At 28.7% G+C, this 19,937-nt stretch carries 18 protein-coding genes and 1 riboswitch; of the genes, 14 read left to right on the forward strand and 4 right to left on the reverse strand.

The features are described 5' to 3' along the window. Window positions 1-87: 87 nt before the first annotated feature. Window positions 88-1,632 carry a methionine--tRNA ligase gene (locus QP548_RS12525; protein ID WP_061429297.1) on the forward strand — a complete coding sequence of 515 codons (1,545 nt, stop codon included), beginning with the start codon at window positions 88-90 and terminating at the stop codon, window positions 1,630-1,632. A gap of 263 nt (window positions 1,633-1,895) precedes the next feature. On the opposite strand, the gene QP548_RS12530 is transcribed toward QP548_RS12525, so the two are convergent. After that, window positions 1,896-2,576 carry a Crp/Fnr family transcriptional regulator gene (locus QP548_RS12530; RefSeq protein WP_061429296.1) on the reverse strand — a complete coding sequence of 227 codons (681 nt, stop codon included), beginning with the start codon at window positions 2,574-2,576 and terminating at the stop codon, window positions 1,896-1,898. A 101-nt stretch (window positions 2,577-2,677) separates the two neighbouring features. Between QP548_RS12530 and QP548_RS12535 the strand changes: the two genes are divergently transcribed. The 11 genes from QP548_RS12535 (at window position 2,678) to QP548_RS12585 (ending at window position 13,154) form a co-directional block, all read left to right on the forward strand. Then, window positions 2,678-4,177 carry a DUF445 family protein gene (locus tag QP548_RS12535; protein WP_061429295.1) on the forward strand — a complete coding sequence of 500 codons (1,500 nt, stop codon included), beginning with the start codon at window positions 2,678-2,680 and terminating at the stop codon, window positions 4,175-4,177. An 18-nt stretch (window positions 4,178-4,195) separates the two neighbouring features. Continuing rightward, window positions 4,196-4,966: a TatD family hydrolase gene (locus QP548_RS12540; protein ID WP_061429294.1), complete on the forward strand. Its 771-nt coding sequence runs from the start codon at window positions 4,196-4,198 to the stop codon at window positions 4,964-4,966. Between the two features lie 238 nt (window positions 4,967-5,204). Then, window positions 5,205-6,227: a ubiquitin-like domain-containing protein gene (locus QP548_RS12545; RefSeq protein ID WP_061429293.1), complete on the forward strand. Its 1,023-nt coding sequence runs from the start codon at window positions 5,205-5,207 to the stop codon at window positions 6,225-6,227. Window positions 6,228-6,367: 140 nt separating this feature from the next. Beyond that, complete coding sequence (gene rnmV / locus QP548_RS12550; protein WP_003450530.1) at window positions 6,368-6,916, forward strand: ribonuclease M5; 549 nt, start codon at window positions 6,368-6,370, stop codon at window positions 6,914-6,916. Between the two features lie 11 nt (window positions 6,917-6,927). Next, window positions 6,928-7,785, forward strand: a complete 858-nt coding sequence (gene rsmA, locus QP548_RS12555; protein WP_061429292.1) for a 16S rRNA (adenine(1518)-N(6)/adenine(1519)-N(6))-dimethyltransferase RsmA — start codon at window positions 6,928-6,930, stop codon at window positions 7,783-7,785. 99 nt (window positions 7,786-7,884) lie between these two features. Then, on the forward strand, window positions 7,885-9,522 hold the full coding sequence (locus QP548_RS12560) for a hypothetical protein (RefSeq protein WP_061429291.1): 1,638 nt from the start codon (window positions 7,885-7,887) through the stop codon (window positions 9,520-9,522). A 148-nt stretch (window positions 9,523-9,670) separates the two neighbouring features. Next, window positions 9,671-10,243: a hypothetical protein gene (locus QP548_RS12565; protein ID WP_061429290.1), complete on the forward strand. Its 573-nt coding sequence runs from the start codon at window positions 9,671-9,673 to the stop codon at window positions 10,241-10,243. Window positions 10,244-10,345: 102 nt separating this feature from the next. Next, entirely contained in the window at window positions 10,346-11,116 is a 771-nt protein-coding gene (locus QP548_RS12570; RefSeq protein ID WP_061429289.1) for a prolipoprotein diacylglyceryl transferase, read from the forward strand. Further along, on the forward strand, window positions 11,106-11,945 hold the full coding sequence (locus QP548_RS12575) for a hypothetical protein (RefSeq protein ID WP_061429288.1): 840 nt from the start codon (window positions 11,106-11,108) through the stop codon (window positions 11,943-11,945). Before QP548_RS12570 ends, QP548_RS12575 begins: the two co-directional genes overlap by 11 nt. Window positions 11,946-11,965: 20 nt before the next feature. Continuing rightward, the gene (locus QP548_RS12580) at window positions 11,966-12,820 is read left to right on the forward strand and encodes an Mrp/NBP35 family ATP-binding protein (RefSeq protein WP_061429287.1); all 855 of its coding nucleotides are present in this window, start codon (window positions 11,966-11,968) and stop codon (window positions 12,818-12,820) included. 145 nt (window positions 12,821-12,965) lie between these two features. Then, the gene (locus tag QP548_RS12585; RefSeq protein ID WP_003450562.1) at window positions 12,966-13,154 is read left to right on the forward strand and encodes a ferredoxin; all 189 of its coding nucleotides are present in this window, start codon (window positions 12,966-12,968) and stop codon (window positions 13,152-13,154) included. Between the two features lie 51 nt (window positions 13,155-13,205). On the opposite strand, the gene QP548_RS12590 is transcribed toward QP548_RS12585, so the two are convergent. The 3 genes from QP548_RS12590 to QP548_RS12600 all read right to left on the reverse strand — a co-directional run bounded on the left by QP548_RS12590 (window position 13,206) and on the right by QP548_RS12600 (window position 15,821). After that, window positions 13,206-13,646, reverse strand: coding sequence for a PadR family transcriptional regulator (locus QP548_RS12590; protein ID WP_061429286.1), 441 nt, complete (start codon window positions 13,644-13,646; stop codon window positions 13,206-13,208). A gap of 2 nt (window positions 13,647-13,648) precedes the next feature. Further along, entirely contained in the window at window positions 13,649-14,494 is an 846-nt protein-coding gene (locus QP548_RS12595) for a DegV family protein (RefSeq protein WP_061429285.1), read from the reverse strand. 259 nt (window positions 14,495-14,753) lie between these two features. Further along, window positions 14,754-15,821 carry a DUF3048 domain-containing protein gene (locus tag QP548_RS12600; RefSeq protein WP_061429284.1) on the reverse strand — a complete coding sequence of 356 codons (1,068 nt, stop codon included), beginning with the start codon at window positions 15,819-15,821 and terminating at the stop codon, window positions 14,754-14,756. Between the two features lie 259 nt (window positions 15,822-16,080). Here QP548_RS12600 and QP548_RS12605 point away from each other — a divergent pair, with 259 nt between their 5' ends. Then, the gene (locus tag QP548_RS12605; RefSeq protein ID WP_284905449.1) at window positions 16,081-18,198 is read left to right on the forward strand and encodes an anaerobic ribonucleoside triphosphate reductase; all 2,118 of its coding nucleotides are present in this window, start codon (window positions 16,081-16,083) and stop codon (window positions 18,196-18,198) included. Window positions 18,199-18,377: 179 nt separating this feature from the next. Then, a riboswitch (purine riboswitch) is annotated at window positions 18,378-18,477 on the forward strand. Window positions 18,478-18,593: 116 nt separating this feature from the next. Next, window positions 18,594-19,592, forward strand: a complete 999-nt coding sequence (gene add, locus QP548_RS12610; RefSeq protein WP_061429282.1) for an adenosine deaminase — start codon at window positions 18,594-18,596, stop codon at window positions 19,590-19,592. The last annotated feature ends 345 nt before the right edge of the window (window positions 19,593-19,937 follow it).

Raw genomic sequence — 19,937 nt, forward strand, 5'->3', positions numbered from 1 at the left:
CTCTTATATTCATACTAGATTGTGGAATATAAGAGTTTTTTTGTATCATAATATTGTAGATAGAAGCATTTTAAGGGGGCTAATAAAATGAAAGTAATTATAGGTAATGCTTGGCCGTATGCCAATGGCTCACTTCACATAGGAAGAGTTTCATCTTGGATGGCAGGAGATATATTAGCAAGATATCATAGGGCTAAGGGTGATGAAGTTATCTTTGTTTCAGGATCTGACTGTCATGGATCTCCAATTTTAAATAAAGCCAAGGAGATTAATAAGTCACCAGAAGAGCTTATAAATAAGTACCATATGGAATTTGTTAGATGTTTTAATAAATTAGGATTTTCCTTTGATATATTTACAAGAACAGATAGTGAGTATCATGAGGAACAGGTGAAAAATATAATAAAAAGCCTTTATAATAAGGGATTTATATATGAAAAAGAAACAGAAGAATTTTATTGTCCAAAATGCTGTGAAACCTTAGATGAATTTGGGGTTAAAGATGGACTTTGTAATGAATGTAATAGTAAAGTTGAAGTTAGAAGTTCTAATAATCTTTTCTTTAAATTATCTTATTTTCAAGATTATATTCAAAATATATTAGATGAAGAAGAGAGTTGGAGAGAAAATGCCATTAAAATAACTAAGAGATATTTAGAGGGCGGGCTAAGAGATAAGATTCTAACAAGAGAAATTAATTGGGGAATAGAAGTTCCTGTAGAGGGCTTTGAAGATAAAAGAGTTTATGTTTGGATTGATGCTTTATTAGCTTATGTTACTGCATCTAAGAAAGTTATAGAGGAAAAAGGACAATCTTTAGAAGAATATTGGAACAATGAAGAAAGTAGAATATATTTAGTTCATGGTAAGGAAAATATACCCTTTCACACAACAATGTTTCCAGCAATGCTCTCTGGCATTGGATTAGATAAAAGTGAAATTAGAATATTTTCTTCTCAATATTTAACCTTAGAAGGAAAAACTTTTTCTACCAATAGAAACTGGGCTATATGGGTGCCTTACATTATGGAAAGATATAATATAGATTCTATTAGATATTATTTAATAAGTAGAGGTGCTGAAGAGAAAAATTCTGACTTTACTTGGAGAGATTTTATAAATGCAAATAATAATGAATTAGTAGGAGAACTGGGAAACTTTACAAATAGAGTTTTAACCTTTATAGAGAAAAACTTTAATAGGGAAATAAAGGGAGAAGAACTTCCTCTTCAATGGAAAAACTTAATAAGAAGAACTTATGCTTCTGTAGGTAATAAATTTGAAGAGGGAGAATTTAAATCAGGAGTAAAGGAAATATTTAATCTTATAAAACATGGAAATAATTTCTTTGACAAAAATAAACCATGGATTTTAATAAATAATAACAAGAAAAAATGTGAAGAGGTACTGTATATTTGCGCTCAAATATTAGTAGCTTTAACTGATTTAATGAATCCTATAATTCCTTTTACTTGTGAGAAGATAAGAATGTTTTTAGGTATAAAGGATACAAAGTGGAGTTTTGAAGGGATGAAGAATATAAGCGTTAATAGAGTTGAATTTTTATTTGATAAAATAGACAAGAAAGTTGCTATAGAAGAACTAAATAGATTAAAGAATAAAAAGATATAAATAAAATAAGCCTTGCTTCTATTAATATTAGAAACAAGGCTTATTCTACATCTTAAGGTTTAAGGTTAGGAATTATTATATAGAAATTTTTTAAATTGATTAAACTTAATAGCCCTTGATATTTGCGTAAGGGGGACAAACTATTCAAGGGCCATTTAAGGGGTAAAATTAAATTAGTGTTTTAGCTACGTTACAATTATTATATTAAGCTTCTTATGTGGCATTTATGTGTCAAAAAGTGTACAAAAATATTAACATTTAATTTAAAGTAAATTAGATTTTAATCCCTCTAAATCTTTTATTTCTATTATGTTTTTTGAAAAGTCTATAAGCCCTGCATCTCTCATTTTCATAAGCTCTCTAGACAATGAAGGGCGTTGAACTCCAAGTTTGTCAGCCCAATCCTTTCTTGAAAATTCTAACTTTATAGTTGTGGATTTTTCTTTGTTATATTTTTTTAATAAGTAATTGCAAATCATTTCTCTAATAGATTTCATTGTCACTTGTTTAAGTTTGGAACTTAGATTAAGAGCTTTATTTGAAAGAATTCTAAGTAGTTCTCTTAAAAAAGGTTCATTTGAGGAACAGAGCTTATAGATATAATCCTTTTTTATATGTAAAACTTGAGAATTTTCTTTAGCCACAACAGACATTGGGTAAAAGTTCCTATCTCCAAAAAGAAGATTTTCCCCAAAAACATTTCCTCTATTTAAGGTTGCAACCACTAATATGTTTCCGTTAGAATCTAATTTTTGAATTTCTATTTTCCCTTCTATAACTACACTTAAAAAATCGCAATACTCTCCTTCAGAAAACAGTAAGTCTTCCTTTGAATAGGATTTTACTGAAGCGAAACCAGAGCTTAATAATTCTTGAATATCTTGATCGCTGAAGTGGGAAAATAACCTACACTCTTTTATATTAGATAATTTTTTAAAATCCATTTTATTCACCACCCTTAAAAAATAAGTAGTATTATATTAATATAAATATATAATATTTTACACTATTTAAGTGAATTTTAAATTGATAGGAGTGAAAATAGATGAAAATTTATATTATAGGAGCCTTAATTGGAGCAGTAATAGGCTACATAACAAACTGGCTTGCTATAAAAATGTTATTTAGGCCAAGGGAAGCAAAGTATATCTTTGGTATGAAACTTCCTTTTACACCAGGATTAATACCTAAGGAAAAAAGTAGAATAGCGAATAAGGTTGGAGAAACTGTAGGCACTCATTTATTAAATTCAGATAGCTTAAGTAAGGCTTTAAAGGATGATAAAATAAAAGCAAAATTTAATGAGGTTGCTAAAGAAAAAATTAATCAAGTTATTAATAGTAATTCAACTTTAGAGGAAGCATTAAAAAATACTTTAGGGAAAAATTACTATGCTCTAAAGGGAAATATGATAGACAATATAACTAAGACTATTTTAGAATCAATTCAGGAAGAGGAATTTAAAAATAAGGTTAAATTTTATATAGTAGATTCTATTAAAGAAAGACTAAATAAAAATCCTGAAAAGATAATTGATTTTATAAATAGCAATAAATTTAGAGAAGTAATAATAAACACTTTAGAGGAAGAAAAAACAAGAGACATAATAGGAAAAGCTCTTCTTAAAGAAGTAAAAACTTTAGGAAAAGAAGATTTAACTATTGAAGAAGTAATTCCAGAAAATATTAAACCTTACATAGAAGAATATGTAAAATCTCAAAAGGATACTCTTGTAGATATCATAAAAAATCTTCTTAGAGATGATGAGGTTTCACATAAGATAAAAAGTGCAATAAATGATAATATACCATCTATAGTATCAATGTTTTTAAGTGGAGATGTAATATACGGAAAGTTAGTTTCATTAGTTGATAAATCTTTAAGTGAAGAAGAAAATAAAGAGTATATATGTGATGCGGCTTTAGCTTTTGTACATGAAAGTATGAAGAAAAAAGTAAGTGATGTAATAAATAATGTTGGAGAAGAAAAGCTACAGGTAATATCAGATGCCTTAGGAGATAAGATTTCAAAAAAATTAAATACAGAAGAAAATATAGATTCTATAATAAGAAAACTAAATTGTAAAATTTCTTCTTTTAATAGTTATGAAGAAATTATAAAAGTGTTATTCAATGACTATGAAAATATTCTAATTGATAATATAGATTCAATGATTTCTCAAATTGTTAATAATAACCAATTATCTGGTGAAATGAGTAAAATAATTGAAAAGGTATTTGATAAATTTTTACAAAATTCCTTAAATGATATATGTTATAATAAACAAAACTTAGAAAATAGTATTATGAGTATTTTAGATAATTTATATAATGATTTTGTGGAAAATAAATCAGCTAAAGTACTAGAAATTGTGGATATTTCCTCAATAGTAGAAGAGCAAATAAATGCTTTTGAAGTGGATTATGCAGAGGAAATCATAATTGGAATAGCTAATAAAGAACTTAAGGCAATAACTTGGTTGGGAGCTTTATTAGGAGGAATTCTAGGAATTTTATCACCACTTTTATCTACAATTTATATGTAAAATTCAAAGGAGAAAATTATGAAATATAAAATATTTGATACACATGCACATTATGACTCAGATAGTTTTGATGAAGATAGAGAAAATGTAATAAAAGAACTACAAGAAAATGGAGTTATTGGAGTTTTAAACTGTGGATCTGATCTTTATGGATTAAGAAAATCAGTTGAACTTGCAAAAGAGTTCGATATGTTTTATGCAGCAGTTGGTATACATCCAGAAAATGCAGATGAATTTAATGATGAGGTTGTAAAAGAAATAAAAGAATTTGTTAAGCATGAAAAGGTTAAAGCCATTGGAGAAATAGGATTAGATTATTATTGGGAAGAAAATCCTCCTAGAGAAGTTCAAAAAGAAGTTTTTAGAGCACAAATGAAATTAGCTGATGAATTAAATTTACCAGTTGTTATACATGATAGAGATGCTCATAAAGACACTTTAGAAATTATTAAAGAGTTTCCAAATGTAATTGGAGTAGTACATTGTTTTTCAGGTTCAGTTGAATTTGCAAAAGAGTGCATTAAGTTAGGATATTACATTGGATTTACAGGGGTTTTAACATTTAAAAATGCTAAAAAATTAGTAGATGTTTGTAGAGAAATACCTGCTGAAAGAATGTTAGTTGAGACTGACTGTCCTTTTATGGCGCCAGTTCCTTTTAGAGGCAAAAGAAACAAGTCAGATTACATTGAATATATCATAGATAAAATGAGTGAAATAAGAGGTATTTCAGGTGAAGAAATGAATGAAATCTTATTAAACAATAAAAAGAGATTATTTAAAATTTAATATAACTAGACTAAAGAAAAAATAAATGTAATAACATAGAAAGTACACTAATATAATATAGTGTACTTTTTTAAATATAAATCAACCGTTATTTACCAAATCCCTGTATAAGCAGAGGTCAATTATTTATTATAATTTACAACTAAAAGTATAAGTTTTAGGAGTCATCAGATTTGACATACTTGAAAAGGTAATATATAATGTCGAAATGACTCTTGCCTAAAAGGGGGAAGATTATATGAAAAAAATAATTAAGGCATTGAAAGAGAAGGTTGCCTCGAAAAATGGAAAAATTGTATTAGGAGTATTTAGTTTAGTTTTAGTAAGTTTTATAGCAGTTTTAGTTACAGCACATAAGAATATAACCATAAACTTAGATGGTGAAAATTTAGAGGTTGCCACATTTAAAGGAAATGTACAAGCAGTTTTGAGTCAACAAGGAATTTATTTATCTGACAAGGATAAAATAGAACCAAGTTTAACAAGCGAGATTTCTGATAATGATGTAATAAGCATTAAAAAAGCAGTTCCAGTGGAAGTGATGGTTGATGGAAAAAATATAGAGATAGATTCTGCGGAAGATTCAGTAAAGAATATGCTGGTTAAAGAAGGAATTAATCTAAATGATTTAGACAAAGTAGAACCTTCATTAGAAACAGAACTATCAAAGGATTTGAAAATAAAGATTACAAGAGTTGAAGAGAAGACCATAGTTGAAAAAGAGCCAATAGACTTTGAAACTGTAGTAAAAGAAGATAATAGCTTAGAGAGTGGAGTTAAAAAGACTACTCAAGAGGGTTCTGCTGGAGAAAAGGAAATAACTATGAAGTTAGTTATGGAAGATGGAAAAGAAGTATCTAGAGAAGTAGTAGAATCTAAAGTTGTTAAAGAACCAGTAGACGAAGTAGTGGTTAAAGGAACTATGGAGAAATTAGTTCTTTCAAGAGGAAACGATAATATAAATTATAAAAAAGCAATGGTAGTAGAAGCTACTGCCTATTCTGGAGATGGAATAACAGCTACAGGAACTGTACCTAAGAGAGATCCAAATGGATTAAGTACAATAGCTGTTGACCCTAGAGTAATACCTTTAGGAACTAAGGTTTATGTAGAAGGATATGGCTATGCAGTAGCAGAAGATACTGGTGGAGCTATAAAAAATAATATAATAGATTTATTCTTAAATTCAGCACCTGAATGTAAACAGTGGGGAAGAAGAAATGTTAATCTTTATATAATAGCTTATCCTGGTGAATGGTAATGCCAATTCTAAGAGAGGGATTCTAAAAGAGTATTCTTTTAGACCCTCTATTTATTTTGTATTAAAGCATTTTATTGACAGTTAAATGAGATATAGGTAAATTAAATATAGTACATATAATAAGAAAGGGAGTTTTAACCTTGATTAAAGAAGTTATAGTAGTTGAAGGTAGAGACGATATAACAGCAGTTAAGAAAGCTATAGATGCTGAAATCATAGCTGTTGGTGGATTCGGAATAAATGCAAAGGTTATAGAGAGAATAAAAGAAGCTCAAAAAAGAAAGGGAGTTATTGTATTTACTGATCCAGACTTTGCTGGAGAAAAGATAAGATCAATAATATCAAAGAGAGTTAAAGGCGTTAAGCATGCTTACATAGGAAGAGCAGAAGGAACTAGAGCTAAGGATGGAAACATAGGCGTAGAGAATGCATCACCAGAGGCTATAATTAGGGCCTTAGAAAATGCAAAAATAACTTTAGAAGAAAAAAGAGAAGAATTTACAATACAAGATCTAATATACTTTGGATTATCAGCAGATCCAAAGGCTAAAGTGAGAAGAGAGTTACTTGGTAAAGAATTAAGAATCGGTTATGGAAATGCAAACCAAGTTCTTTCAAGATTAAATAACTATGGCATAACAAAAGAAGAATTTGTTAAAGCTATAGAAAAGATAGAAAAGATGATATAGGAGAGTAGTGAATGGATATAAACGAAATAAAAGATATAAAGACAAAGGAGCTTGTTCAGAAATATAATTTTAGATTTTCAAAAAGCTTAGGACAAAACTTTTTAATTGATGATTCTGTTCCAAGAGATATAGTAAATGGAGCAGATGTTTGTGAAGATGATTTAGTAATAGAAATTGGACCTGGAGTAGGTACTCTTACTGTACAATTACTTAAAAAAGCAAAGAGAGTTGTTGCTATTGAATTAGATAGTTCACTTATTCCAATATTAACAGCTGAGCTTGGAGATAATCCAAAGTTTCAATTAATACATAATGATGCCTTAAAAGTTGACTTTAACGAAATTATAGGAGATGAAAAAAGCGTTAAGCTAGTTGCAAACTTACCTTATTATGTAACTACTCCTATAATAGTAAATTTATTAAAAGGTGGATATAACTTTAAGTCATTAACTATAATGATACAAAAAGAAGTAGCAGAAAGAATGAATGCAGAACCTAACTGTAAAGATTACGGTGCTTTATCAATTTTAGTTCAATACTACTGTAATACTAAAATAGTTAGAAAGGTACCACCTTCATGCTTCATACCAAGACCAAAGGTTGATTCTATAGTAATAAGATTAGAAAGATTAGAAGAGCCAAGTGTTAAGGTTAAAAATGAAAAATTATTCTTTGAAATTGTTAGACATGCATTTAACATGAGAAGAAAAACTTTATGGAATGCAACTAAAAATGTAAAACTTCCTAAGGAATTAATGGAAAAGGCTTATGAAGAGGCGGGAATAGATCCTAAGAGAAGAGGAGAGACTTTAAGCTTAGCAGAGTTTGGTGCTCTTTCAGATGCAATAGATAAATATATGAATAACTAGAATATTTAGAGAGAATAAGAATTTTTAAATTTTTATTCTCTTTTTTTTTGTTCTCTCATATACTGTAGAGAATAAAATTATATTGGAGGGACCAGAGAATTGGCACATAATAAATCATATAGAACTTTTATAATATTACAAGAAGATGAAAAGGGGCATTCTATAGCTTCAGATAAGCCTTTAACTGGATATGCCAAGATAGAAACTAAGAATGATAAATGTAAAGTTTCTTTTTACGCTCAAAACTTAAAGAAAGAATACAAAGATTGTTATATGATGCTTATTTGTAACAAGAAAGATTTTAAGAAGAATATAAATCTTGGTCCAATGAACATAAATCAACAAGGCAAGGCAGAAATGAGTTTAGAATATGATTCTATCAACATAGGAGATTTAAATGTATCTTATGAGAATATAGTAGGAGCTGCTATAGGAAAAAACATTAATGGTAGAACAGTATTCTTTATGTGTGGATTTTTAAATAATCAAATGCCAAAGGATAATTGGAAGAATTATGAGATTAAGATGATATCAGGCAAAGAAAAGTCTCATTACGATAAAAATAATAAAGAAGATGAAATGAAAAAAGAATGTCCTATTAACATGAAAGAGCATAAGGAAAAATATAATGATGATAAAGATTATTATAAGGACAAGAAAGACAAAGATGAAAAAGATAAGTATAAAGAGTATCTAAAAGAAAAGGACAAGGATTATTTAAAAGAAGAGAATAAAGAAAAGGAATGTAAAAAAGAATATTGCAAGGATAAAGAAGATAAAGAGGATAAAGAGGATAAAGATGATTGCAAAGAGCATTTAAAAGAAGAATATAAAGAGAAAAAAGATGACTGTAGAGGAAAAGACAAAGAAGAGTGCAAGCACCATGATAAAGAAGAGAAGCATGAAGAAAAATGTGAAGATAAGAAAGAAGATAAGTGTGATAAAGAAGACCAATATAAGAAAGAAGAGAAATATAAAGATAAAGACAAAGACGAAGTAGATGATGATTGTAAAGATAAACATGAAGAGCATAAAGAATATAAGGATAAATATACGGATAAAGATAAACATGAAGAAAAGAAAATAGAAGGTTATAAAGACTGCTATAAGGAAAAATATCACCGCAATGATAATTGGGATTATAGATCAAAATTACAAGAGTGTGATAGGTTTATAAGCAAAATAGATTTAGAAAGAGAATATGATCCTTATGATGGAGAACGTTATGAACTAGGTAGAAGATTTGCAGAGTACGAAAATGAAATAGAGCAAATGAAACTTAGAGATTGTAAGGAGAAAGAAGAAAAAACTTATGAAGTTGACTTTGATTGTCCTATAGGTGAAGTTTTAATGGGAGCTTTAGAAGGATGTAAGAAGGTCTCTAAATTTGCAGAGGATATAAAAAGATGTGCATGGTATAAGGTTGATGTTAGAAACTTCGATGATATGTGTAATATGTCAAACTATAATAAATACACAATGATGTATTATCCTATGATTAATTACTATCCTTATATAAGCAAAGCAGGTCATTTCTTCTTTGGTGTAAAGTGTGATAAGGATGGAGATATAAAATATATTTTATATGCTATTCCAGGAACTAAGGATAGAAAAGATCAACCATACGGTGGTAGAACTGGTTTCGTTACATGGGATAGATATGGAGATAGAGAAAATGGCTATTGGATAATGTTCTATGATTTTGAAAATTCATCTGTAGTTATTCCTATGAAATAATCAAGATAAAAACTGTTTATATAGATTTTATTTCTATATAAACAGTTTTTTATTTATGTAATATTAATACCCTATTTAGTAATTTTTAATTAGTTGCTGAATATATTTTAAATATAGACTTTCCTAAAAGATGAAAAGAGGTGATTTTTTGAATAAAAAACAATTTGGTATAACCCTAATATTAGTTTTGCTTATGATAATATTGGTAACTGGTGAAAATATGTTTACTGGAAATATAAAAAAAGTTGCATTAACAAATAATAATATTGAAGGGCTAAGTACATATACCGCCCTAGATGGTCTTTTAACCTATAAGTTACCTGATAGTTGGGACGTTGAAGAAAAAAAATACCCAGGAAATTATATTATTTATGATAATAGTTTCATAAGTGACACTATGGGCTTATGGGGATATGTGCAGATTTTAAATTCAAATGATGATTTAGAAAAGATGGTTGAGAAGGAAAAAGGGGTTATTAGTAAGAATGATATAAGTGACTATTTAGTATCTGATGAAAGTCTTAATGATGAATTAGTAAAGAAGGTAGTTTTTAAAGAAAAAAATGATAAGGGAATGACCTACTTTAATACTGTTTATTATAAAAAGTTGGGAGAAAATAAAATAATAAAGGTATTATTTAGTGCAAGTGAAAGTAAGCAAAAAGAAGATTATTCAATAATATATAAAGCCATAATTGATAGTATAGAGCATGGAGAGTAGAAAATTTGATTTGCTTTAATAGAAGTATTATAATTAAATTTAAAAGAGAAGCATAATAATATGCTTCTCTTTTAAATTTACAAATAAATATTGGAGGAGTTTATGAGGATTGTTTTAGGGGAAATCTTTGGACTTAAGATTTATAGCTATGGATTTATGATAGGATTAGGTATAATCTGTGCAACATTATTATTCTTAAAGCGAGGAACTCAAAGAGGCTATAACGAAGATAGGCTTTTTAATGCTACTATCTTAACTGTTATTTCAGGAATTTTAGGGGGAAAAATACTCTATATAATAACTGAGTGGAAAACAGTTATGCAAGATCCAGGTTTAATATTTAGAGATTTTGGAAATGGCTTTGTAATTTATGGAGCCATAATAGGAGGAGCCTTAGGAATTGCTCTATGCTCTTTAAAGAATAAGTGGAATGTATTAGAGCTTGCAGACTTAGTAGTGCCAGGTTTAGCCTTAGCTCAAGGATTTGGAAGAATAGGATGTTTACTTGCAGGATGTTGTTATGGGGCTGAAACTACAAGTTCTATAGGAATTATATTTCCAGCTGATTCATTAGCTCCAGCAGGGATACCATTATATCCAACACAAATCTTTTCGTCAATTTTTGATTTTGCCTTAGGTTTATTTTTACTATGGTATGGAAATAAAAACAAAGAAAAAGGAAAAACTATGAGCATGTATATGATAATATACAGTATAGGTAGATTCTTTGTAGAGTTTTTAAGAAATGATCCTAGAGGTAGCGTAGGATTATTATCAACATCTCAATTTATATCAATATTTATATTAATAGGGGGTATATTACTATATAATATAAATAAATTAAAAGGGAGAAAAGAAACAAGTGAAAAATAAGAAATTAATTCTAGTAATACTTTGCTTAGTTTTAGGATTAGGCATTGCTGGATGTTCAGCTAAAGATATAAGCTCAAAATTTGTTGGGAGTAATAATAATGACTTTGAATATATAAAAGAAAATAAAGTTGATAAAATAGTTATTCAAAGTACAAGAGATTCTGGTTTTAGGTTTTTAGTAAAAGAAAAGTCAGTAATAGACAATATATACAGTATGTTATCTAAAGCTGAGGTTGTTAGTAAAAAGACAGATTTACCTCCAGATTATATTTTTGAAATACATGTTGGTGATGAAGAAAAGAAATTCTATTATGTAACAGGTGTAAAAAATAATGGAGAAGGTAATTTCTACGATGGAGATCACTTTTATAGAATATCTAAGAGATTAGACAACTATTTAATGCAAAATATGCAGGCGATAAGAAAACCTAGAGCTTTTGATGAAATATACTATAATTCAATACTTGAAGTAATGAAAAAAGAAAAAGATGAACTAAACAAAGATAATGCCAAAGTTGGTATTGATATACTTGGAGATAGAGATTGTACAAAATATATGTTATCATCAGATATTGAAGATTTTGAAAAAGATGTAAAAAAAGTAGTTCCAAATGCTTCAATAATGAACCATAATAGAGATGACTTTGATATAATAGTTACTGTAAGAAATTATGGTTATACATCTACTATGTTTAGAACTGTAATAACTATTGAAAACAGACTAACTCATTCAGAGAAAAAATTCTATGTAGATGGAGTTTATAAGAACTCTTGGGACATCAATGTTTTTGATAGTTGGAAAGATGTTCAAAAGGAATGGGATAGATAACAGAATGGAGGATTTTTCTTATGGGAAGTTGTGCAAGTTGTGCAAATAAAGACAAATGTAGTTCAGCTAGTAAGGATGGAGGATGTAATTCATCAGTACCAGCAAAATTAGGAACTAACTATGGAAATATTAAAAATGTTATAGGTGTTATAAGTGGTAAAGGTGGAGTTGGTAAATCAACTGTTACTGGAATATTAGCTACTCAACTAGCTAAAAAAGGATATAAAGTTGGAGTATTAGATGCTGATATAACAGGACCATCAATGCCAAGATTCTTTGGGATAAATGAAAAAAGAGCAGATATAGTTGCCATGGATAGTGAAGGTAAGCAAGTTAAATTTGTTCCAGTAAAAACTGAGCTAGGAATAAAAGTTATATCAATGAACTTACTTATGGAAGTTGAAGATGATCCTGTAATTTGGAGAGGCCCAATGGTTACAGGAGTATTAAACCAAATGTTTAAAGATACTGATTGGGAAGAGTTAGACTACTTATTAATAGATATGCCACCAGGAACAAGTGACATAACATTAACAGTAATGCAAACATTCCCTATAAAGGAATTAGTAATAGTTTCAACACCTCAAGACATGGTATCAATGATAGTTAAAAAACTAGTTACTATGGCTCACAAAATGAATGTTTGTGTAAGAGGAGTAGTTGAAAATATGGCTTACATAGAGTGTGAGTGTGGTAAGAAGATGAGAGTATTTAGCAAGAAATCTTCAGAAGAGCATGCTGAATATTTAGGACTTCCTTTAATAGGAGAACTACCAATAAACTTAGACTTAACTGAAGCTTTAGAGAATGGAAAAGCTGAAGAGTATGTGGCTGAAAATCCACTATATTCATTAATCTTTGAAGGATTATATTAGTATAAATAAAAGAATGGATCAAAATAGTTATATTATTTTGGTTCATTCTTTTTATTTTTTTAATTAAGTTTATTATAAAGTAATATAAATTAAAATTTAGGGAATGATAATGTTATTAAAATAAAATTTTAAGGAGGAAATAATTATGAAAGCCAATGTAGATAAAGATACATGTATTGGATGTGGATTATGTCCAACAATAGCACCAGAAGTTTTTGATATGGATGATGATGGAAAAGCTCATACAATAGTTGAGGAAGTTCCTGAAAATAGTAAAGAAGCAGCAAAAGAAGCAGAAGGTAGTTGTCCAGTAGCAGCTATTTCAGTTGAATAATAATTAAAATTAAAAGATTCTAAAAGATTATATAATCTTTTAGAATCTTCTTTATTTATAAAGATGTGAATATATTATTTTAAAAACTTCCAAAGCTTCTTTAATCTTAGGTTTTAATAAATATTTTTTCTCTTCAAACTCTTTAAAGCCTTCTGGCGTTAAAGAATATACTTTTTGTATTTTTCTTTTAGGATCATCCCAAGAGCCAGTTACAAAGCCTTGTTTTTCTAATTTCTTTAGTAAAGGATATATTCCACCTGTACTAGGAAACCAAAGGCCATTAGTTTGTTCGCCGATTTTCTGAGCTAAATCGTTTCCGTTAGTAGGTTGAATACTAAGAATATATAATGCGTATATAGGAAGAAGACCTTTAGTAAAGACTTGTCCTACAGCATCTTTTTCTTTTTGCACTTTTTTTAGATTGGCTACTTGTTTTTTATATTCATCATAAAGGCGTTTTTCTTCAGCTTTTATAAATTCATCATTATACATAACTAAATTTCCTTTTGAATTGAAACACCTACCATACCAGGGCCGGCATGAACACCCATAGCAGCTCCTATATCTCTTACTTGAGATTTTAATAAGTTAGGATGAGAACTTATTGAATCAAGAACTTGATTAGCCTCTTCTTCTGCCATACCGTTAAGAAGGGCTACGTTACATTTATATTCATCAAGATGCTCTAAAATTATGCTAGCAAGTTTTTTCAAAGATTGTTTTCTTCCTCTGGCCTTAGAAACTGTTGTATAAGCACCATGTTCATCAACTGATATTATTGGCTTAAGATGAAGTAAATCCCCAACTGTTCCGGCAACTTTTCCTATTCTTCCACCACGTCTTAAATATTCTAAGGTATTAAGAGTATAATATCCAGTTGTAGCTTCTCTTATGCTTGGAAGAGCTTCAACTATTTCTTCAAAGCTTTTTCCTTCCTTAACAAGTTTAGCTGCTTTTATAACTATAGAACCTAAAGGATAACCGATTATTTTACTATCGAATAAGTAATATTTAAAAGAATTACGTTCTTCAATAACTAATCTAGCAGCATTGAATGTACCTGATAATGAGCTAGATATAAATATACCTATTAAGTGAGTATATCCTTCAGCTTCTAATTTATCTAATACTGAATTTATATAGTCAGGACTACATAATGAAGTTGTTGGTACTTCATTGTGTAAGTTTTCATAAACATCAATTGGTTTTATATCAAAAATATCATTATATTCTCTGTCTTTATATATTATCTTTAAAGGTAATATATTTAAATTATATTCTTTTATTTCATCTATAGTTAAGTCACAAGAGCTGTCTGTTATTATAGCAATTTTTTGCATTTTATATGCCCCCAATCATTTTATACTTACTAAATAAAATAATAAGTTATATTCTATTTAGTGAATTCAATCGCAAACCGAATAATTCAACATTTATAGAAATTAATGAGAATTAAGTTTAGCTTTAACTGAATTATATATCAATACTGATACCATTATCAATATTGATAATGGTACAAAGAGAGAATAATCTGTTAATAATATATTAAAACAGATTATTCTCTTAGAAAACGGTTTACTTATGAACTTAATTCGGGATTTAATTGAAAGACAAAGAAGAATTTTTATCTACTATATTCCAAATTGTGTTACCTCTAGATAAGTAAATTGGAGTGCCATCTTCAGTTTTTAATATGGTTTTACTATTAGAATCTTCTTTTTCCCAATGAATTTTTTCCATTCTTCCATTAGAGAAAACATAGCCCTCTCCAGTACCTGTTAAATCAATATCTAAATGAGTATTATCAGATTGGAGTGACATATCAGTTATTTGCACCACTATATTTTTAAATTTAAGAGGCGAGTTGGTATTTTTATCTATGGCAAGCTCTCCATCCATATACTTTTCATAAAAGCCATCTACATATTTATAAGAGGTTTTGTAATAGTCACTTAGATTAAGTTTTATTTCAGATATATAGTTAGAAGAATTTAATAGAGAATTATCTTTAAAACTTAATGTATTGTTTTTAGAATACTCATATCCATTATCAGAAATGAACTTTCTTATATTTTTAGCTGAAGTATAAAGATTATGAGGGGCTTTTCTTGTGTTATCTCTCCAAAAAGCACTTCCATTTTTAATTTCATTTATACTATTTAAGGATTTGTCACTAGAAATTGTAGCTAGTGCTTCTGCACTTCCTCCACAATGTGCAAAGGGTAAGTCATGTTCTTTAGAAATATCTAAAAAATAAGGGCGTACACTTCTTACTGGCCCAATAACCTCAGGAGAATTTTCATAAAATACAGCTAAGAATCTAGGAATTCCTGCCTCGGCCATGGTTTCATAAACTATATCTGCTTCTGAAAGTCCACTTTGAGGACGAGCTGCTCTAGAATTTTCAATTATACACATAAAAGGAATATTATCTATTGAATCTGATTCTAATATGTTTCCTGTGTATGGGCTAAGGGTTTCTAAAGATAACTCTTCCATATCAAAGTCATAGGGATTTTCTTCATTCATTGTTAAATCTATTGGCTTTAGTTCTTTTAAGGTATCTATTTTTTCTGATGTTTTTAAAGGCATAATTAAATTTCCAAATATGAATCCAACTAATAAACTTAATATTAATTGAAAAGCAATTAATGCTATTTTCTTCATTTAAACTCCTCCTATGAATTACTTTTCATATATTTATTATGTTACATTATATGGAATATTATTCATCTTATGGAGAAGATAAGAATAAGTTTTTGCCAATGTCAACTAAAGAAAAATTGAATATAGGCTAAGAAAAAGAAGGAAAGAGGGAGATAATAAGTATTTTTTTTAGTATAAGGATTTTTTAAAATTAGCATAACTAGTAATAGTAGAGTATAATGATTCGAGTACAAGATATAGTGGAGTGGAGGAATTGAAAATGCTACATGTTGTGAAAAGGGACGGTAGAGAATCTAGGTTTAATGCGGATAAAATAGCAAATGCAATAAAGAGAGCAGCCAATGAAGTTGGTATTGCAATAAGGGAAAGCCAAGTTTTAGATACTATACAGAAGGTAATTAATTATATAGAAATGTCAGGTAAGACAGATGTCACTGTTGAAGAAATTCAAGTTTTAGTAGAAAAGGCTTTAATGGATAATGGTTTTAATCAAGTAGCAACAGCATATAAGGCATATAGAACTGAAAGAACTAAAGTTAGAGAAATAAAATCAGACTTAATGAAAGCTATAAGTAAGATCGGAGTAGAGACTGATAGAGATAATGCCAATGTAGGAAATAACTTCTCATCAAAGCTTTTAAGAATAGCTTCAGAATCTAACAAATGGTATAACTTAGCTACAATGCCTAAAGAATTAGCAAAAGCTCATGAAAATGGAGATGTGTATTATCATGACTTAGATAGTTATAACTTAACTACTAACTGTTTACACATACCAACTGGTGAGTTATTACAAAGTGGATTTAACACTGGATACGGAACTATTAAGGCGCCAAGAAGAATAGAGACAGCAGCTGAATTATCATGTATTTTATTACAATCAACTCAAAATGACATGTTTGGAGGACAGTCACATTCAGACTTTGATAATGATATGAGTGTGTTTGTAGAACCTACAAGACAAGAAATAAGAGAAGAATACATAGGATTAGGCTTAGAAGGATCTAAGTTAGATGAACTAGTAGAGAAGAAATTAAGAGAAAGAGTACATCAAGCAATGCAAGGAGTTGTTTATAATCTAAACACTATGCATTCAAGAGCAGGATCTCAAGTTCCATTTAGTTCATTAAACTTAGGAATTCCATATAATGAAGATGCTGCTTTAGTTTGTGAAATATTCTTATTAGAATACGAAAAAGGATTAGGAAGAGGAGAACAACCAATATTCCCTAACATAATCTTTAGAGTAAAAGAAGGCGTAAATAGAGAAGTAGAGGATCCATATTTCTATTTATATGAATTAGCTTGCAGAGTAGCAGCTAAGAGAATGAATCCAACTTTCATGAATATCGATGCGGACTTTAATAAGGAATACTATGATAAAGGATATATGCCAGCAACTATGGGATGTAGAACTTATCTTATGAAAAATGTTAATGGTGAGCCAGGATGTAAAGGAAGAGGAAATATAGCTCCTACAACTATAAACCTTCCTAGACTTGGAATATTAGCTAAAAAAGATATTAATAAATTCTTTGAATTATTAGATGACAGATTAAGAATATCTAAAGAATCTTTAATGCATAGATATGGAGTTCTTAAAAACTTAAGAGTTAAGGATTTACCTTTTGTTGCAGGTCAAGGATTAATGAAAGGTGCTGAGAATTTAGGACCAGATGATTCAATAGAACCAATTTTAAAACAAGGTACTTGGGGAATTGGATTTATAGGAGTTGCAGAAACTTTAATAGCCTTAACTGGAAAACATCATGGTGAAGATGAGGCTTCAAGAGAATTAGGAATAAAAATAGTTGAAAGAATAAGAGAATATTGTGATAGATTAACTGAGGAAACTAAATTAAACTGGAGCTGTTATGCTACTCCAGCAGAAGGATTATCAGGTAAATTTATAAAACAAGATCAAAAAGCTTTTGGAATAATTAAAGGAGTAACAGATAAAGATTACTATACAAATAGTTACCATGTTCCTGTTTACTGTCCAATATCAATAAAAAATAAGATAGATATTGAAGCACCATATCATAAATTATGTAATGGTGGACATATCAGTTATATAGAAGTTGATGATTGTCCAAATGCAGAAACTATAATGAAAATAGTTAACTATGCTTACAAAGAAACTAATATAAGTTATATGGGAATTAACTTCCATATAAGATATTGTAAAAATTGTGGAACATATCTTCATAACAATGAGTGTAAGTGTACTAATTGTGGATGCCAAGATATTCAAGGAATATCAAGGGTTACTGGATACTTAAGTCTTGATGAAAGATTTGGTCCAGGAAAATATGAAGAGAGAGAAGATAGACGTTCTCATTTAGAAGGTAATAAAAAAGCTTATCATTGTGTTTAATATTTTAAATAAAATAATTTAAATAAAGCTTATAAAAAATCTATGACATGTATTTTAGAGATTATCTTAATTAGGTAAAATTCTAATACATGTGCATAGATTTTTATTTTTAGTTTAAAAATCATTTAAAATTTCTTTGATAATTTATTATTGACTATAAATTTTTATATGGTAAAATAAATAAAAAATAAATTTTGCTTCGTATAACTCTAATGATATGGATTAGAGGTTTCTACCAAGAACCGAGAATTCTTGATTACGAAGAAAGCTTATTTGCTTTCTTCGTAATCAAGAATTTTTTTTAACTTTTTTTAGGATATATAAATTCTTTATTTAATATTAGAAATTTTGATTTTAGTTGCAATATAAATATTTAATTAATGGAGGAAATATAAATGAATTTATTAGATTTACCAAAGATAGAATTACATTGTCATTTAGACGGATCCTTAAGAGTGGAGACTGCTATTGAGTTAGCTAAAAAAGAGGGAGTTAAGCTAGATAGCTATGAATATGATAAGGTAAAAGAATTATTAGTTATTCCTAAAGACTGCAATTCATTAGAAGATTATTTAAATAGATTTTCTCTTCCAGTAAAACTGTTACAAAGAGCTGAGAACTTAGAAAGGGTTACTTTTGAACTTATGGAAGATGCAAGCAAGGAAAATGTAAAATACATAGAAATAAGATTTGCTCCATTGTTGCATTTAGAAAAAGGGATGACTCAAAAAGAAGTAATATCAAGTATTATAAAGGGAATGAGAAAAGCAGAAGAGCTTTATGACATACAAGGAAATATAATATTATCTTGTTTAAGACATCATTCTGTAGATAGTGTATATGAGGTAATTGAAGAGGGAAAAAACTTCATAGGAAAAGGTGTTGTAGCCATAGACTTAGCTGGTGGTGAATTAGAAGGTTTTGTTAAGCCTTATGAAGAAGCAATGAAATTAGCAAGAGAATCAGGTTTTAGAGTTACAATACATGCTGGTGAAACTGGGGATGGTAAAAATGTTAGAGAGGCTATAGAAATTCTAGGGGCTGAGAGAATAGGGCATGGCTTATTTATATTTAATGATGAAGAGGCTTATAATTTAGTAAAAGAAAAAGGTGTAACATTAGAAATGTGCCCTAAGAGCAATATAGACACAAAGGGTGTGAATAAATATGAGGAACATCCTATTTATAAATATCATAAAGATAACATAAGAGTTAATTTAAGTACAGATAATAGAACAGTTTCTAATATAAATCTTACTGAAGAATTTGAAAATATACATAAGACATTTAATATAGATTTTGAAGATTATAAAAAGATTTATTTAAATAGTGTGGAAGCTTCCTTCTGTTCAGAAGAGTTAAAGAAAAAATTAAAATTATCCATAATTATATAAATTCAAAATAATCCACAGCAAATTAAGTTTTATTTGCCTGTGGATTATTTTTTTATTCAACAACTGTGGATATTTTTCAAAAAGTTATTCTGTGGATAAATTTTTTGAACGTATTATTGTTAGTAATTTGGTGTACTTTCACTAAAAGATTTAGTGCGATGTATATTATACAATAGAATCTTAGTGAAATTCCAGTAAAATTTTGAAAAGTAAAAAGTTTTAAGAGTAAATATTTTAAAGAAGTGTAAATAAGATAAGGATACTATTGACTAAGAATTAGATTTATTAGACAATTAATAGGATTTAAAAGCAGATGGGCGGCTAAGGACTACCCATTTGCTTTTA

This window comes from Clostridium sp. UMB9555A (assembly GCF_030222355.1).
Taxonomy (GTDB): Bacteria; Bacillota; Clostridia; order Clostridiales; family Clostridiaceae; genus Sarcina; species Sarcina perfringens.

Excerpts from the sequence above, each read along its gene's own strand:
- QP548_RS12595 (WP_061429285.1), bottom strand. The coding sequence starts at position 14,494 with ATGCAAAAAATTGCTATAATAACAGACAGCTCTTGTGACTTAACTATA.
- QP548_RS12570 (WP_061429289.1), top strand. The coding sequence starts at position 10,346 with ATGAGGATTGTTTTAGGGGAAATCTTTGGACTTAAGATTTATAGCTAT.
- QP548_RS12535 (WP_061429295.1), top strand. The coding sequence starts at position 2,678 with ATGAAAATTTATATTATAGGAGCCTTAATTGGAGCAGTAATAGGCTAC.
- QP548_RS12585 (WP_003450562.1), top strand. The coding sequence starts at position 12,966 with ATGAAAGCCAATGTAGATAAAGATACATGTATTGGATGTGGATTATGT.
- QP548_RS12600 (WP_061429284.1), bottom strand. The coding sequence starts at position 15,821 with ATGAAGAAAATAGCATTAATTGCTTTTCAATTAATATTAAGTTTATTA.
- rsmA (WP_061429292.1), top strand. The coding sequence starts at position 6,928 with ATGGATATAAACGAAATAAAAGATATAAAGACAAAGGAGCTTGTTCAG.
- QP548_RS12540 (WP_061429294.1), top strand. The coding sequence starts at position 4,196 with ATGAAATATAAAATATTTGATACACATGCACATTATGACTCAGATAGT.
- QP548_RS12590 (WP_061429286.1), bottom strand. The coding sequence starts at position 13,646 with ATGTATAATGATGAATTTATAAAAGCTGAAGAAAAACGCCTTTATGAT.
- QP548_RS12525 (WP_061429297.1), top strand. The coding sequence starts at position 88 with ATGAAAGTAATTATAGGTAATGCTTGGCCGTATGCCAATGGCTCACTT.
- QP548_RS12605 (WP_284905449.1), top strand. The coding sequence starts at position 16,081 with ATGCTACATGTTGTGAAAAGGGACGGTAGAGAATCTAGGTTTAATGCG.
- add (WP_061429282.1), top strand. The coding sequence starts at position 18,594 with ATGAATTTATTAGATTTACCAAAGATAGAATTACATTGTCATTTAGAC.
- QP548_RS12545 (WP_061429293.1), top strand. The coding sequence starts at position 5,205 with ATGAAAAAAATAATTAAGGCATTGAAAGAGAAGGTTGCCTCGAAAAAT.
- QP548_RS12530 (WP_061429296.1), bottom strand. The coding sequence starts at position 2,576 with ATGGATTTTAAAAAATTATCTAATATAAAAGAGTGTAGGTTATTTTCC.
- QP548_RS12580 (WP_061429287.1), top strand. The coding sequence starts at position 11,966 with ATGGGAAGTTGTGCAAGTTGTGCAAATAAAGACAAATGTAGTTCAGCT.